The 15,407-nt window shown below is 70.7% G+C and carries 13 protein-coding genes; 11 read left to right on the forward strand and 2 right to left on the reverse strand.

The features are described from left to right. Positions 1 to 86 precede the first annotated feature (86 nt). Genes ABZY57_RS14980 through ABZY57_RS14995 form a run of 4 tightly spaced genes read left to right on the forward strand, consistent with a single transcriptional unit; the run spans position 87 to position 5,062 of the window. Complete coding sequence (locus tag ABZY57_RS14980) at positions 87 to 422, forward strand: DUF485 domain-containing protein (protein WP_356511848.1); 336 nt, start codon at positions 87 to 89, stop codon at positions 420 to 422. After that, complete coding sequence (locus tag ABZY57_RS14985; RefSeq protein ID WP_356511850.1) at positions 419 to 2,152, forward strand: Na+:solute symporter; 1,734 nt, start codon at positions 419 to 421, stop codon at positions 2,150 to 2,152. The genes ABZY57_RS14980 and ABZY57_RS14985 overlap by 4 nt, the downstream gene beginning before the upstream one ends. 58 nt (positions 2,153 to 2,210) lie before the next feature. Then, entirely contained in the window at positions 2,211 to 3,812 is a 1,602-nt protein-coding gene (locus ABZY57_RS14990; RefSeq protein WP_356511852.1) for an FAD-dependent monooxygenase, read from the forward strand. Beyond that, entirely contained in the window at positions 3,812 to 5,062 is a 1,251-nt protein-coding gene (locus ABZY57_RS14995; RefSeq protein WP_356511854.1) for a 3-deoxy-7-phosphoheptulonate synthase, read from the forward strand. Before ABZY57_RS14990 ends, ABZY57_RS14995 begins: the two co-directional genes overlap by 1 nt. A 145-nt stretch (positions 5,063 to 5,207) precedes the next feature. Here the strand turns inward: ABZY57_RS14995 and ABZY57_RS15000 are convergent, their stop codons facing one another. Next, on the reverse strand, positions 5,208 to 5,417 hold the full coding sequence (locus ABZY57_RS15000; RefSeq protein WP_356511856.1) for a hypothetical protein: 210 nt from the start codon (positions 5,415 to 5,417) through the stop codon (positions 5,208 to 5,210). Positions 5,418 to 5,779: 362 nt separating this feature from the next. Here ABZY57_RS15000 and ABZY57_RS15005 point away from each other — a divergent pair, with 362 nt between their 5' ends. Further along, positions 5,780 to 7,282, forward strand: a complete 1,503-nt coding sequence (locus ABZY57_RS15005; RefSeq protein ID WP_356511858.1) for a DUF6851 domain-containing protein — start codon at positions 5,780 to 5,782, stop codon at positions 7,280 to 7,282. Between the two features lie 293 nt (positions 7,283 to 7,575). Then, complete coding sequence (locus tag ABZY57_RS15010) at positions 7,576 to 8,196, forward strand: response regulator transcription factor (RefSeq protein WP_356511860.1); 621 nt, start codon at positions 7,576 to 7,578, stop codon at positions 8,194 to 8,196. 109 nt (positions 8,197 to 8,305) lie between these two features. Here the strand turns inward: ABZY57_RS15010 and ABZY57_RS15015 are convergent, their stop codons facing one another. Continuing rightward, the gene (locus tag ABZY57_RS15015; protein WP_356511861.1) at positions 8,306 to 8,719 is read right to left on the reverse strand and encodes a DoxX family protein; all 414 of its coding nucleotides are present in this window, start codon (positions 8,717 to 8,719) and stop codon (positions 8,306 to 8,308) included. 504 nt (positions 8,720 to 9,223) lie between these two features. Here ABZY57_RS15015 and ABZY57_RS15020 point away from each other — a divergent pair. The 5 genes from ABZY57_RS15020 to ABZY57_RS15040 form a co-directional block, all read left to right on the forward strand. Next, on the forward strand, positions 9,224 to 9,631 hold the full coding sequence (locus ABZY57_RS15020; protein WP_356511863.1) for a DUF6223 family protein: 408 nt from the start codon (positions 9,224 to 9,226) through the stop codon (positions 9,629 to 9,631). Positions 9,632 to 9,821: 190 nt separating this feature from the next. After that, positions 9,822 to 11,111, forward strand: a complete 1,290-nt coding sequence (locus ABZY57_RS15025; protein ID WP_356511865.1) for a DUF4192 domain-containing protein — start codon at positions 9,822 to 9,824, stop codon at positions 11,109 to 11,111. 227 nt (positions 11,112 to 11,338) lie between these two features. Then, complete coding sequence (locus ABZY57_RS15030; RefSeq protein WP_356511867.1) at positions 11,339 to 13,354, forward strand: glycogen debranching N-terminal domain-containing protein; 2,016 nt, start codon at positions 11,339 to 11,341, stop codon at positions 13,352 to 13,354. Positions 13,355 to 13,483: 129 nt separating this feature from the next. After that, a complete protein-coding gene (locus tag ABZY57_RS15035; RefSeq protein ID WP_250748883.1) occupies positions 13,484 to 14,230 on the forward strand; it encodes an NUDIX domain-containing protein in 747 nt (248 codons plus the stop codon). Positions 14,231 to 14,436: 206 nt separating this feature from the next. Then, the coding region (locus tag ABZY57_RS15040; RefSeq protein ID WP_356511869.1) for an ATP-binding cassette domain-containing protein at positions 14,437 to 15,407 on the forward strand (971 nt) is incomplete at its 3' end.

Below are 15,407 nucleotides of genomic sequence, written 5' to 3' on the forward strand. Positions count from 1 at the left end.
GTCCCTGCGGGAGCGATGGCCAAGACTGCCGTACAACCACCACATCACGACGTCGTTCCTTGCGACGTCCTCAACAGGGGAGTGTCATGGACACGATGGACTCGCCAGTGGACGGTGACCGCTATGTCGCTGTATACGACAGTGCTCCGTTCCAGGCTCTGAAACGACGATCGAACGGCTTCACGCTCTGGGCGAGCGTCACCTTCCTGGGGTGGTGGTTCCTCGTCATCATCCTGGCCGCGTTCGCGCCGGACTTCTTCCGGCAGGGGATCGGCGGCCCCATGAACGTAGGCCTGCTGTTCGTCCTCCTGTCGTTCGCCCTCGTGGTCACGCTCTCGGGCGTGTACCTGCGCTTTGCCCGCACCCAGCTCGATCCCCTCAGTGAGCAGATCCGGGCGGAACTGGAAGGAGACCTCCGATGACCAGCGTTCTTGCCGACCCGTCGTCCCCGATCACCGTATTCCTCGCCGACCCGCCGCCCCCGGTGGAGAACACCTGGGCGGCGCCGGCGATCGCCATCCCCCTCGCCGTCGCCATCGGCATTCTGCTCTTCGTCATCCTGAAGAAGACGCGCGGCAGCGTACGGACCACTTCCGACTTCCTCATCGCGGGCCGGAAGATCACCGTCCCGCAGAACACCCTCGCTTTTGCCACGGCGCCGATCATGTACTCGACCATGGTCATCATCACCGGGCACATCGCGCTGAACGGCTTCGACGCCGTCCTCCTGTTGACGGCCTTCACGATGTCCATGGTGGTATCGCTGCTGATATACGCCGGGCCGCTGCGCAACGTGGGCGGGCACACGCTGGGTGACCTGTTCGCCCTGCGCGCCGACGAGCGCACGGCACGCACCGCGTCGGCCGTGGTCGTTCTGCTGACCTACGTGATGTTCCTGATCGTGACCATGGCCGCACTCGCCTTCGTCATCTACCGGCTGTTCGGTCTCGAGTCCCTGCCGGCCGTGGCCGCCGTGACCATCGTCGTCGGCCTGATCATCGTCCTGTACGTGTTCATGGGCGGCATGCTCGGCGTCACCCGGATGCTGATGGTCAAGGCCGTTCTGGTCATCGCCATCGTCGCCGTGCTGACCGTGTTCGCACTGGCCAAGTACAACCTGAACGTCTTCAGCCTGCTCGAGGACGCCCAGGCCAACGCGAAGCCGGACAAGCGCGGTTACGATCTGCTGGGCCCGGGCCGCCTGTTCGCAGAGGGCTCCACGCGTTCCGCTCCGCCGGAGGCGGACCCGTGGGTCCACCTGTCGAAGGTCTTCTCCATCGTCGTCGGCACCGCCGGCATCCCGTTCCTCTTCATGCGCAACTACGCGGTACGCAGCGGACGGGACGCGCGCACGTCGGTCGGCTGGGCATCGATGCTCGTCGTCGGCTTCTACGCCTGCATGTCCCTTCTCGGTCTCGGCGCCGTCGCGATCCTCGGCGGCAAGGAAATCGGCGTGATCGCGGCCCACCGCGACACCACCCTGCCGAAGCTCGCGGACGAACTGGGCGGGCCGGCCATGGTCGGCGCACTCGGTGCGGTCTCCCTGCTGGTGGTCGCCGCGGTCCTGGCCGCCCTGCTGATCAACGTGGTGACGTCCATCAGCAAGGACCTCAACGTGGTGCGCGGCCGAAAGCTGGACCCCGACGCCGAGTTGAAGGCCATCCGGCGCAACGTCGCGATCATCGGAATCGTCTCCGTGGTCGCCGGTGTCGCGATGCTGCCGGTGCTCACCCACGTCTTCATTCCGACGGCGATCGACCTCGGCGGCGCCGCGGTCCTGCCGGCGGTCGTCTACTCGCTGTACTGGCGGCGCTTCAACACCGCGGGGCTGAAGTGGGCGGTCTACGGCGGTATCGCCGTGACCATGTTCCTGGTCGTGTTCTCCAACGGGGTGTCGGGTGACGAGGCGGCCATCTTCGCCGACGCCGACTTCAAGTTCGTCGACTTCGAGCCGGGCCTGGTCTCGATCCCCGTCGCCTTCCTGCTCGGCTACATCGGCACGATCACCAGCAGCGAGCGCAACGACGCGGCATTCGCCGAGATGCAGGTCCGTGCTCTCACCGGGGCCGTCATCCCGGCTCGCAAGGAAGCGCCGGTCGACGGCGCGGACCAGATCGACCGGGAGATCCCGGTCCCCAGCGAAGCACGCTGAACAACCGCAATCGGTGTGGGGCGGTCGAGCCGCCCCACACCCCTTTGGAGGGGCAAACGTGGATCCGGTACCGGTTCTGATCGTGGGTGCGGGCCCAGTCGGCATGGTCGCCGCCCTGGAACTCGCCCGCCAAGGAGTTCCCAGCGTTCTCGTCGACAAGGAATTCGAGACGTCCAGTCATCCCAAGCTGGACTACGTCAACTCCCGCAGCATGGAGTTCTTCCGGCAACTCGGCATCGACGACGAGGTCCGGTCCGCCGGTGTCGCGCCCGAGCACGAGGCCGACGTGATCTGGTCGACCGGCCTCGCCGGTGAGCCCATCACCTCGTGGAAGCTTCCCTCGGTGTCCCAGCAGTGGCGGCGCATCACCGAGGCCAACGACGGCACCCAGCCCGGCCAGCCCGGCCAGCGGATCTCCCAGATCGAGCTGGAGCCGGTCCTGCGTGACCGCTGCCGGCGCGAGCCGCTCATCGAGCTGCGCCGCGGCCTGCGGTTCGACTCCCTCGCGCAGGACGACGACGCAGTGACCAGCCACCTGGTCGACGTGATGACCGGTGAAGAGGTCCGGCTGCGATCCCGGTACGTCATCGGGTGCGACGGCGCCTCGAGTCAGGTCCGCCTCGCCGTGGGCATCGGCGAGGAGAGCTTCGACGTCCCCGGGCTGCCGGGCGCCTTCATGGTGCACTTCAAGAGCCGTGACCTGGACACCCTGCACCGCCACGGGAAGTTCTGGCACTACTTCGCCTTCAGGTACATCATCATCGCCCAGGACGAGGTCGACACCTGGACCGTGCACGTCAACGGCATGGAGCCCACCGAGTTCGACACGCCACCCGCTGATCCCGAGGCCTTCCTGCTCGAAACGATGCAGACGGACCTGAAGATCGACAAGGTGCTCCTGACCTCTCGCTGGCGCCCCGGCTTCATGATCGCGGAGCGGTACCGCGAGGGACGGGTCCTCCTCGCGGGGGACTCCGCTCACCGCATGTTCCCGACCGGTGCGTACGGAATGAACACGGGCATCGGCGACGCGGTCGACGCGGCGTGGAAGATCGCGGCCCTCATCAAGGGATTCGGCGGCGACGGCCTGCTCGACAGCTATGAGGCCGAGCGCTACCCGGTGGGCCTGCGCAACGTCCACACCTCGCACCGGCACCTCGGTGTGCACCTCAGGGCGGGGGAGCTGCTGCGCGGGGGCGCCTCGCCCGAGACCGTCGCGGCCTTCCTCGAAGCCGAGCGGGGCGAGAACGAATACCGGGGGGTCGAGCTGGGCTACCGGTACAACGGCTCGCCCATCGTCTGCCACGAGGATGCGGCCGAGCCGCCGTACAGCCCGGCGGAATACACGCCGACGACCTGGCCCGGAGGCCGCCCGCCCAGCCTCCTCCTGGAAGACGGCAAGGCGATCTACGAGCTGTTCACCCCGTCCTTCACGCTCGTCGACTTCGCCGGTGACGGCCGGGCCGACGCGCTCCTCGAAGCCGCAGCGGCTCAAGGCCTGCCGGTCAGCCACCAGGTGGTGACCGATGCCGACGCCCGCCGGATATGGGAGCGCGACCTCGTCCTGCTCCGGCCCGACCACCATGTGGCCTGGCGCGGGAACGAGGCCCCCCGAGACCCGGCTGCCGTGGTCCAGCGCGTCCGAGGCGTTGTGCGCTGATGGGGCGATCCAGCGCCACGGCCGCCGTCACACCAGGCGGACCGTGGCAGGACATGCCGGCGGCCCAGCAACCGGACTGGCGCGACCACGGCGCCTACACCGAGGCGTGGGAAGAGCTGGCCTCGGCTCCGCCGCTGGTCACGGGAGCCGAGGTCCGGCGGCTGCGCGGGACGTTGTCGAGACTGGCGACGACCGACTCCCTCCTGCTTCAACTGGGCGACTGCGCCGAGAGCTTCTACGAGTGCACGCCCGGACACGTGACGCGGAAGCTGGACCTCATCGACCGACTGGGAGACCGGCTCGGCGAACTCACCGGGCAGAGCGTCGTCCGGGTCGGCCGCATGGGCGGACAGTTCGCCAAGCCCCGGTCGCAGGAGACGGAACACCACGGTGGAGAGGTCATCCCCTCCTTCAGGGGGCACTTGATCAACTCGGCGATTCCCACGCTGCTGACCCGGCAGCACAACCCGCGGCGCATGGTGATGGCCTACGAGGCCGGCGCCGAGGTGCACCGGGTGATGCGGGCGCACCGCCGGGACGGCGGACGTACGCCGGCCGGGGAAGGGCCGTGGTCGAGCCATGAGGCTCTGGTCATCGACTACGAGTCCCCCTTGATCCGCCGGGACCCGGACACGGATGACCTGTACCTCTCCTCGACGCACCTGCCGTGGATGGGGGAGCGGACCCGCGCACCGGGTCAGGCACATGTCGCCATGCTCTCCTCCGTGGCCAACCCGGTGGGGTGCAAGATCGGACCGAGCGCGAGCCCTGACGACGTACTGCGGGTGTGCGAGGCGCTCGACCCGGGACGCGAGCCCGGCCGGCTCATCCTGATACCCCGGATGGGCCGGGACCGGATCCAGGAGGCGCTGCCGCCCCTCGTCCGCAGCGTGGCGCATGCGGGACACCCGGTGATCTGGCTGTGCGACCCGATGCACGGCAACACGGTGAAGACCCGCTCCGGACTGAAAACGCGTCATCTCACCGACGTGATCACCGAGGCGGTGCGATTCCGGGACCTCCTGGAGGAACACCGGCAGCACGCGGCCGGCCTCCACCTGGAGGTCGCTGCGGACGACGTGACGGAGTGCGTCGGTGGTTCCGTCGAGAACGAGGACCAACTCCAGGGCCGTTACACCTCGCTGTGCGATCCGCGCCTCAACGCCGACCAGGCCACCGACCTCATCGAGGCATGGGCCAAGGGAACGGTGCCGCGTGGCCTCCGAGGCGCCGGCGACCTCGGTCCGTGAGTGGCCGTGTGCCGCTGGACGCACAGAACCGGCTGCCGACACGAGTCGGCAGCCGGTTGAGCGGGCGACCCGAGTCGGCGGCCGGTTGAGCGGGCGACCCGAGTCGGCAGCCGGTGGGCGGGCGAACGCGCTGCCGGATCGCGGTTCACCGCGCCCGGAGGATGCCCCGCAGCAGCCGCCACAGCCTGGTACGGAGCCGGAGGCCCCGGGCTTTCGCTGATCGCGTCCGGTGCAGGCCCTCGATGACCTGCACGGCGCTCCAGGGCATGAGGAGCGGGGGAAGGTCCTGCGCCGCAGCCACCAGCCGCAGCTGCTCGGGATCTTCTGATTCCGGGGACTCTCGATTGTGCGGCATCGGAATACTCGCCTTTCGATAGGTGGGAGAATTCCGCCCCGGAAAGCGGCATGCGTTCCCAGCTGTATCCGCACCATCATGGCCGGGGGCCCGGCTGTGGGCAACGCTCCTAAGGCTCCTCCTCGGGTAGTGGTCACTACTCGATCGAGCAGTGGACGAGGTGAAGTGGGTCGGCTAGCCTCTTTTTGAATCTCATGGCGATTAGCAGGGCGTGGCGGCGCCAGTAATTTCGGTGACGTGCGAGTGGCAGGGCTGGTCGGGTTGAATCCGCCCCATGTGTTTATTCGCCCAAAAACACCCCTGATTCCTCCCGTCGGCGATCGCTTCAGGACTCGAAGGTCGATCTAAAGGAGAGTTTTTCGGTGACGAATTTGAGGCGGCTGCAGCGTCCGCGCCCCGGGTACATGGTGGCCATCGCCGCGTCGTTGGCGCTGGTCGGATCGCTGGCCAGTGCGGCGCCCGCAGCACAGCAGGCGCCGCAGGCGGCAGCCGCAACCTTCGACCTCGACCAGGGGAACGCCCTGGTCGGAGTCGTGTACCCGAAGTTCCAGCGAGTGTCGCGCGACCAGAGCTCGGGCCGCTCGGTGACGCTGACGGTGGACCACGCGATATTGATCGAGATGCCGTGGTTCGATGCCATAGCCCCGTACCACCCGACGGCGAAGGGCATTTTCTCCGACCTCGGCCGGCGGCCGGAGGCGGAGCGCACGACGCGCAACAAGAACATTGCGGTCATCTACTCCGCATTCACCTCGTTCAACGAGTTCCTCCCGCAGTACAAGTCGCGCTGGCTTGAAATGATGGAATCGGCAGGCCTCGATCCCAACAACACCGCGGAGGACCCGACCACCCCGAGTGGAATCGGAATTCTTGCCGCGAAGAACGCCATCAAGGCGAGGAAGGGCGACGGTTCCAACCGGGAAGGCGATGAGGGCGGCCGCAAGTACAACCGGCAGCCCTACTCCGACTACACCGGCTATCAGCCGGCCAACACCGTGGAATGGCTTCGCAACCCGTCCCGCTGGCAGCCGAACGTCACCTCGTCGAACAACGTCTACAAGGCGCAGCAGTTCGCGACCCCCTACTACGGCCGGGTGAAGCCGTTCACCTACGACAGCCCCGAGCGGTTCCACGTATCTCCGCCGACCAGCAGCAACCACTACAACCGCAAGGCCTACAAGGCTCAGGCCGACGAGGTCCTGAAGGCGTCGGCGCAGCTGGACGACCGCAAGAAGATGGCGGCCGAGCTGTTCAACGACAAGGTGGTGACCTTCGGGACCACCGCCGGAACTCCGGTCGTCACCGCGGGCAAGTACGACATCGAGAAGATGGTGCAGTACATCACCTCTTCCGACGTCGCCTTCGTCGATGTCACCATTGCCACCTGGCATTTCAAGCGCAAGTTCGACTCCGTCCGGCCGGTCAGCGCGATCCGTTATCTGTACGGTGACAAGAAGGTCACCGCATGGGGCGGGCCCGGAAAGGGCGCGGTCAACGACATCGCCGGAAAGGAGTGGAAGGGATACCTGAACGGGAATTCCGCGGACTCCGCCGAGTACCCTTCCGTTTCTTCCTCCCTCTGCCTTGCCTTCGCTCAGCAGGTGCGGCGTTTCACGGGCACCGACGCGGCGAACATCAACGTTCCGATCGCCAAGGGGTCCTCCATGGTCGAGCCGGGGGTCACCCCGGCGAACGACATGACCCTGCAATGGAGCAACTGGACGGACTTCGCGAAGGACTGCGGCGAGAGCCGGGTCTGGGGCGGCGAGAACTTCCCGGCCGCGATCGCGGCCACGCACCAGTACGCACCGGAGATCGGTGACATGAGCTACGAGTTCGTTCAGCGGAAGCTGAACGGCAGCTGATCCTCCGCGGGACCGAGACAGGTTGCCGGCGGCGCCCCAGGGCGCCGCCGGCAACCTGCTGTCGTCTGCGCCCGGCCAGGCGGACCGTCAGAAATGATCAGCAGTGGAGGAGCCGAGACCGGAGGAGTTAAGGTCGCGGCTGCAGTCCGAGCACGTGGCGGGGGATTCCATCAATGAACTATCAGTGCGTTTCGGTGAGTTCGCGACCATCTGGTACGGCGGCACTCGACATCGGCTCGCCCGGCGCCTCGAGCCCGGGTCCTGCCGGCGCCGCCCTTGAGTCGGAGTGACCGGTGGCGGCGAAGGAGTCAATCAAGGTTGTCCTGGCGGAGAACGAAGCCCTCACCAGGGAGGCTCTGGCCGAACTTCTCCAGTTGCCCGGTGACATCGAGGTCGTCGCCCACACGGGGTGTGGGGACAGGGTGCTGGAGCTGGTGGAGGGCCATCGTGCGGGACTCGCCGTTCTCGACGTGCGCATGCCGGGGATGAGCGGGATCGAGGTCGCCGAGCAGCTGAACCGGGAACGGCCCGGCTTCCCGGTGGTGATCCTGACCTCTGCCGTTCGGCCCGGGCACCTGCAGCGGGCCCTCAAGGCAGGAGTGGGTGGATTCCTCACGAAGGCCACCTCGATCCGCGAGTTGAGCCGCGTGATCCGTGAAGTGCATGCGGGAGGACGCCACTTCCCTCCAGAGTTCGTCGCCGAGATGCTGGCCGTCGGCGAGAATCCGCTGACGGCCCGCGAGGTGGAGATCCTGAAGGCGGCCGAGGACGGCCGTCCCCTCGGGGTCATCGCGTCTCAGCTGCGCCTGAGTCCGGGCACGGTCCGGAACCACATCCACTCCGCCATTCACAAACTGAAGGCGGGAAACCGGATCGGTGCCGTGCGCGCCGCGTCGCGGGCCGGCTGGATCTGAGTCGGCGCTGCACAGGACCCGCCGCCTGCGCCGGTCGTCAACTCCCCTGTGTGAGGGGAGTTGACGGTCGTGAAGGGCAGCGGGTCCGGGCGCCGACGGGGGCGTTCCGCTATCCCGCAATGGCGGCAGGGCGGACCAGGAGGGCCCTGGTGCGGTCCCGGCGCCCCCAGGCGACCGTGGCGCTGAGCAGGAGCAGAACCACCGCCAGGAGCGAGAACTCGTCGATGACGAGGTTGGTGATCACCGCTCCGCTCATCAAGCCGGCCAACCCGAGCGCGGCGAGGCCCGCGAGGCGTGGTACGAGCAGACCGAGAACGCCCGCGACCTCGAGGACGCCGACGACGTACCTGAGCCACTGACCGGCTCCGATGATGTCGAAGGCCTCCACCATCGCTTCGGCTCCGAGGAGCTTCGCGGAGCCGGCGGCCAGGAAGACCAGCACGAGAAGCGCTTGGCACACCCATACGGCGATGTCCGCGGCCCGCACCGATCCGATGCCCGCTGGGCTTTCCTGCCTGCTCATCGAACTCCCCCATGTTTATGGCCAATTGAGTTGGCTGGGCAACAGGATGTCAGGAACATAGCCCGCACCGGCCGGATAGGTCAATAATCAACTTTTAACTGCATCCGGAATGACCGCCTCAATGAACCGAGTTGCCGATGAGGGGTCGAGCGGAAGGTGGGACCGGTGAACGTCTTGGCGGTTTAGAGGTTTAGAGGTTTAGGGGTCTCGAGGTCTCGAGGTCCGAGCTTCTAGGTTCGAACTTCGAGGTGGACCCCGGACGGCCGGCGATTACGGACGGATCGGTCGCCGGTGGCCATTGCGCCCGCATTTCGGCTGCGGAAGACCGGACGGGTTGTCCGCGAATGCTGCGGATGCAGTAGTCGACTGCTGTAACCGCAGACGCTGTTTGAAGGTATACCGCCTCGGGGGTAGGCCCAACGGATACCGAGGCATGACGACCCGTGACCCCTCCGGAACCTACGCTCCGAGGCGTACCAGTCAAGAAGGTCGAAGGGATCCCCAATGTCCGTCCGTCACTTGCTTCCCGCCACCGCAGCCGCCGTGCTCGCAGGGTTCTGGCTCGCCGCACCGGCGGCCGCGAACGTCGTGCTCGCCGAAGGCGACGGCGGCTCCGGGCGAGGCCCCTCCGCCGCGGCCCTGGTGGCAGCCCTGGTCAGTGTGGTCCTCGGTGCGCTGTGCCTGAGGGCCGCCGGACGGGGCGGCGCCGCCAACATACGCGGCAGGGCCATCGCGGGCCTGGCGGTGGGGCTGATCGGCCTGGTCATCGGTGTGGTGGCTCTGGCCGCGGCCGACGGCGGTGTCGGCAGCGGCTCCGGGCGCGGCGGCTCCGTCGTGGCCATGGTGCTCGCGCTGGTCGGCGTGGCCCTCGGCGGGCTGGCCCTGACCCGCTCCCGTCGCGCCGCCGCCTGACCGGAAGGTCGTGCGACGGGTCGCCTGATCCGAAGGTCTCCCGACGGGGCTCCCGGCCGACCGCGGCCCGGCAAGGGCATTCCTTCCGGGTCCTGCCGGGCTCCTCCGGGTCCTGCCGGGCTCCTCCGGGGCCTTCGGGGTGTTATCCACAGGGGTTTCCGGATTCGGTCGGACACGGGACCTTCGGGACATGACGAACCATCACGAAGCGGCACGCATCCCGTCCGACCCCTCGTCCACCGGCCCGTCCGGAGGCGTGGACGCATCCCGGATCACCCTGCGCAGTCCGGCCGAACTGGCCGACGCGCTGCCCTACATGCTCGGCTTCCATCCGAGCGACTCCCTCGTCATGGTCGCGGTCCACGGGGAGGCCGGCCGCTTCGGCGGCCGGCTCCGGGTGGGCATTCCCGCCGCCCCCGAGGAATGGGAGGACACTGCCCGGCAGGTCGCCGACTGTCTGATCCGCGGCAGTGTGCGGCGCGGAGCCAGGCCCGACGGCATCATCGTCTTCCTCTGCCAGGACCCGCACCGTGGTGACAGCGCGCAGCGGGTGATGACCAGGCTGAGGCCGCTCGCCCAGCGGATCCGGCTGGCCTGCGGGGCTCTGGACGTCCCCGTACTGGAAGCCCTGTGCCTCTCCGCCGGGCGGTACTGGTCCTACTGCTGCCCGGACGAGCGGTGCTGCCCCGCGGAGGGCAGTGCGCTGGCCGCACCGGGCACCTCGGTGATGGCCGCCGCGGCCACGTTCGCCGGACTCCAGGTACGCGGCTCCCTCCGGGAGATCGAGCACAGGCTGGCCCCGCTGAGCGGGACGGTGGCCGTCGAGATGGAGGGCGCCCTGGACCGTGCGGCCGTCGCGCTGGTGCCGAAGATCCTCGACGGGGCCACCCGGGAGGAGGTGGGCGCCGAGACCGTCCTGCTCGCCCGCGCGCTGATCCAGCGCATGGCCCTCGCCCCGCCGGCCGAAGGAGGCCAGGGCGCCGACGCCCGCGACGACGCGCTGCTGGGCCACGACGAGGCCGCCTCGTTGATCCTCGGGCTCCAGGACCGGGAGATCCGCGACATCGCCGCCGAGTGGATGGAGGGTGAGGAGGCGGCACCCGCCCTGCGGTTGTGGCGGGCCCTGGCCCGGCGCTGCGTCGGGGCCTACGGGGAGCACGCGGCGGCTCCCCTCACCCTGGCGGGCTGGGTCTCCTGGTCCACCGGGGACGAGCCGACGGCCAGGATCGCCCTGGGGCTGGCACTGCGGGCGGACGACGGGTACCGCTTCGCGCAGCTGCTCCACCACGCCTGCAACGAGGGGATCGACCCGGAGGGGCTGCGGGAGTGCCTGCGGGAGGAGCGGCGGCTCCGGGAGCCGCACCGGGGGCGTCTGCCCGAAGGGCTCCGGCGGGCGGGCGCCGTCACCAGGCCGCCCGGCCGCCCGGGCAGGACGAGCGGCCGCCGCCAGTCCGGCAGCACCGCGGGGAGCGAGCAGTGAAGCGCGGCCGGGGCGAGGTCCGTGGGTCCGTTATCCGGGGGTGGCTGCGGAACGGTGCGCGAGCCGTCCTGCGGCGGCGTCCCCCGCGCAGGCCGGTGCTCCGCCGGGCGCAGCCTCCACCGGGCCCCGTGACCCGGGCGGGGGCCGGGGCGTTGCGCTGGGGGGTGGTGGGGACCCGGCCGCGCCGCCGCCCAGCCGATCCACCCGGAGCGCAGACAAGGCGACCCATGTCCCACCCCGTACCCCCCGCCCGCGTAGCCCCTGCCCGCGTAGCCCCTGCCCGCGGGGCCCCCTCCCGCGGGGCCGACCTGCCGCCCGTGCACGGTGCCGTCATCTGCGTCGCCGCGCCGTGCCTGGTCATCTCGCCCGAGCACGGCCAGCTCACCGGGCAGGGGGTCGACGGGATCTACCGCGCCGGGCTCAGGCTCCTGTCCCGCTGCGTGCTGCGCGTCGGCGGCCGGGACCCGGTCGCGGTCCAGGCCCGCAGTCTCGGCGCCGACCGGGCCTCCTTCACCGCGACCGTCCGCACCGGAGCGGAGCCCGGGCCCGATCCCGACGTCGGAGTAGAGCGGATCCGGCACGCCGACGGCACCGAGCGGATCACCCTGCGCAGCTTCACCGGCCGGTCCCTGCGGATCCCGGTGGAGGTCTCGCTCGGCACCGACCTGGCGGAGCTGGCCGACGTGGCCGCCGGCCGGGCCGGGCCGGAGCTGTCCGCCGGGGTGCACGCCGCGGGACTGCGCTGGACCGACGGCGAGGCCCAGGCCGTCACCGCGGCGGAGCCACCGCCGGACGACGCGCTGGCCTCGGCCGGGCTGCTGCGCTGGCAGCTCGAACTGCGCCCCGGCGAATCCCGCACCATCGAGCTGCGGACTACCCGGGACAGAGGGGCCCGGGCCCCCGCCGGACAGGTGGCCAATCCGCTCTCCGACGACGCCCGCGCGGAGGGAGACGACCCGCGGGCCGAGGCGTGGCTGCGCACGAGCGTGCAGGACCTGGGCGCGCTGCTGCTCAGGGATCCGAAGGAACCGGCCGACAGCTACGCGGCGGCCGGAGTGCCGTGGCGGCTCGGACTGGCCCCGGCTGAATCCCTGTGGGCCGCCCGCATGGCGCTCCCGCTCGGCACCGGACTGGCCGCCGCGACCCTGCGCACCCTGGCCCGGACCCAGACCGGGGGGCGGGGCGCCGACGCGGGGAAGATCCCGGGGCCGCTCCGCGGGGCCGGGCCGCAGCTGCCCCCGGGATGCACCGGGACCGAGGCGACGCTCGCCTTCCCCGCGGTCCTCGCCGAAGCCCGGCGCTGGGGAATGCCCGAGGCGGAGGTCGCCCAGCTGCTCCCCGCCGCCGAGCGGTGCCTGGAGTGGATCCGGGGCGCCTTCGGGGAGGACGGCTTCCTGGCCGATCCCGATCCGGGACCCCGGCGCTGTGAAACCCAGGCCCACGCCCATCGCGCCGCGCTCCTGGGGGCCGACCTCCTCGCCGGGTGCGGCCGGCCCGGAGCCGAGGAGTGGCGGGACCGGGCCGCCGAGCTGCGGGAGCGGTTCGCAGCCCGGTTCTGGGTCGACGGCCCCGATGGCGGCCGGCCCGCGGCGGCCCTGCATCCCGACGGGCGGCCCCTGCCCCGGCTGACGGGGGCCGCCGCCCACCTGCTGGACACCGGACTGCTCGGCGGCGGCCGGCTCGCGCGGGGGCTGCTCGACCGGGTCCGTACCGAGCAGCTGGCACGGCTGCTCGGAGCCCCGGCCATGGATTCCGGTTGGGGGCTGCGGAGCATGGCGGTGCGCGAGCCGGGGCACAACCCGTTCGGGTACCGCTCGGGCACGGTACGGCCGTACGAGAGCGCGGTCGCCGTGGCAGGCCTGGCGCAGGCGGGCTTCGAGAAGGAGGCCACGGGGCTGCTGCGGGGTCTGCTGGACGCGGCGGAGGGCTTCGGGTACCGCCTCCCGGAGATGTACGCCGCCGAGCAGCGCACCGCGGGAAGCGCTCCGCTCCCGCATCCGGCGGCCTGCCGGCCGGCGGCGGTCGCGGCCGCCGCGGGGATCCACGTACTGACCGCCCTGGCCGGGATCCGCCCGGACGCCCCCGCCGGCACGGTCGCCCTCGTACCGCTCCCCGGCGCTCCGCTCGGCGGGCTCCGCCTCTCCGGGCTGCGTGTTTCGGGGGAACCTTTCGCCGTCCGGATCAGCCGGCTGGGGCTGGGCATGGTGGAGGAGGCCGCCGATGCGCTGCAACTGGGCGGGTAGGGGGCGCCCTGCCGATCGGGCCGCACGGGGACGGGGCTTGCGCTTCCGCGGTCCGCTCCGGGGCCGGTTCCGTGGTTCGAAGATCTCCAAAGCTCTGTTTATCGTCAGGCAGACGACTATGATCGCGGCATGTCGCCCTACGACCCGTCGGCCTTTCCGCCCTTCGCCGTCACCGTCGACCTGGTCGTGCTCACCGTGCGGCGCCATGCGCTCTGCGCGTTGGTCATCCGACGAGGTGAGCAGCCGTTCCAGGGACGCTGGGCGCTGCCCGGCGGCTTCGTGCGCGGGGACGAGGACCTGTCGGCGGCCGCGGCCCGCGAGCTGTCCGAGGAGACCGGCCTCTGCGCCCACGACCCGGCCGCTCCCGACGTGGGCAACGGGGCGCATCTCGAACAGCTGGCGACCTACGGTGATCCGAAGCGGGATCCGCGCATGCGCGTGGTCAGCGTGGCCCACCTGGTGCTGGCTCCGGATCTGCCCGCGCCCCGGGCCGGTGGCGATGCCAACAGTGCGCGCTGGGCCCCCGTCGACGAGCTCCTGTCCACGGACGGCCAGACCGGCGCAGGACTGGCCTTCGACCACGAGCAGATCCTCGCAGACGGGGTCGAGCGGGCCCGCTCGAAGATCGAGTACTCCTCGCTGGCCACCGCCTTCTGCCCGCCCGAGTTCACCGTCGGCGAGCTGCGCCGGGTCTACGAAGCGGTCTGGGGAGTCGCCCTCGACCCGCGCAATTTCCACCGCAAGGTCACCGGCACCCCAGGGTTCCTGGTGCCGGCCGGGGGGACGACGACGCGTCAGGGCGGCCGTCCCGCCCAGCTGTTCCGGGCCGGCGGCGCAACGCTGCTCAACCCGCCGATGCTGCGCCCGGAAGTCTGAGGACCGGGCGCCCCGCCCCCACCACGGCGCCCCACCCGGGCCGGTGCCCCGGCCGGTGTCCGGGATCGCGCCCCCGTGGGCGACGGCCTCGGCGCCGACACGGGCGGGATTCGGTACGCGCTACGCCTTAAATCGGACATATCGCGTTATCTTGTTAGCGGTATTCACCCTGCCGCAGAGCGGTCTCACCCCCCGCGAGAGAAGCGATGCTCCAGGCCATCGGACTCACCAGCACCCCCCGACGAAACCTCCCGCCCCTCGTGGACGACCTCACCTTCGAGGCCCGCCCGGGGAGCGTGACCGCACTGCTCGGCGAGCCCGGCTCGGGCAAGACCACCGCACTGCGACTCATGCTCGAACTCGAACCGGGCCGCGGAGTCACCTACTTCCGCGGGCGCCCCCTGCACCGGATCCCGCATCCGGGCCGCGAGGTCGGCGTGCTCCTCGGCGATCTCCCCGGCAACCCCTCGCGCACCGTGCGCGGCCAGCTGCGGATGCTCTGCGCCGCCACCGGCGTGCCGGCCGCGCGGGCCGACGCCATGCTGGAGGTCGTCGGCATCGCGGGACTGCGCGACCAGCGCCTCGGTTCCCTCTCGCTCGGCATGGAGCGCAGGGTCGCGCTGGCCGCCGCCCTGCTCGCCGACCCCTGCACGCTCCTCCTCGACGAGCCCGCCGCCGGGCTCTCACCCCGTGAACGGAGCTGGCTGCACGGGCTGCTGCGCGGCCACGCCTCCCTCGGCGGTGCGGTGCTCTTCACCACCGACGACGCGAAGGAGGCCGCCCGCAGCGCGGACCGGGTCGTGAGCATCGAGGCGGGCCGGCTCGTCGCCGACCAGGACGCCGCCGAGTTCGCCCGGACCCGGCTCCGGCCCCGGGTCGCCGTGCGCACCCCGCACGCCGCCCGGCTGGCCGACGTACTGGGCCGGGAAGCCCGCGCGGCCCAGCGCACGGTGGAGATCGTGGAGGAGAGCGGCAGCCGGCTGTCCGTGTACGGCAGCAACTGCGCCGAGGTCGGCGAGGCCGCCTTCCGGCACGGTGTGCTCGTCCACCAACTCGCCGACGAGACCGGCGACGCGGGAGCGCCGCCGTCGCTGCCGCATGCCCGGGACCGCGCCGGAGCCGGGGCCCGGCCCGCGGCCGCCGACGGAACACCGCCCGCTCCAGGCGCGGCCGGTGT

It is taken from the genome of Streptomyces sp. NPDC006450 (assembly GCF_040612195.1).
Taxonomy (GTDB): Bacteria; Actinomycetota; Actinomycetes; order Streptomycetales; family Streptomycetaceae; genus Streptomyces.

Coding starts and splice junctions, on each gene's coding strand:
- ABZY57_RS15035 (WP_250748883.1), top strand. CDS start 13,484: ATGTCGCCCTACGACCCGTCGGCCTTTCCGCCCTTCGCCGTCACCGTC.
- ABZY57_RS14985 (WP_356511850.1), top strand. CDS start 419: ATGACCAGCGTTCTTGCCGACCCGTCGTCCCCGATCACCGTATTCCTC.
- ABZY57_RS15020 (WP_356511863.1), top strand. CDS start 9,224: ATGTCCGTCCGTCACTTGCTTCCCGCCACCGCAGCCGCCGTGCTCGCA.
- ABZY57_RS15030 (WP_356511867.1), top strand. CDS start 11,339: ATGTCCCACCCCGTACCCCCCGCCCGCGTAGCCCCTGCCCGCGTAGCC.
- ABZY57_RS15025 (WP_356511865.1), top strand. CDS start 9,822: ATGACGAACCATCACGAAGCGGCACGCATCCCGTCCGACCCCTCGTCC.
- ABZY57_RS14995 (WP_356511854.1), top strand. CDS start 3,812: ATGGGGCGATCCAGCGCCACGGCCGCCGTCACACCAGGCGGACCGTGG.
- ABZY57_RS15000 (WP_356511856.1), bottom strand. CDS start 5,417: ATGCCGCACAATCGAGAGTCCCCGGAATCAGAAGATCCCGAGCAGCTG.
- ABZY57_RS15015 (WP_356511861.1), bottom strand. CDS start 8,719: ATGAGCAGGCAGGAAAGCCCAGCGGGCATCGGATCGGTGCGGGCCGCG.
- ABZY57_RS14980 (WP_356511848.1), top strand. CDS start 87: ATGGACACGATGGACTCGCCAGTGGACGGTGACCGCTATGTCGCTGTA.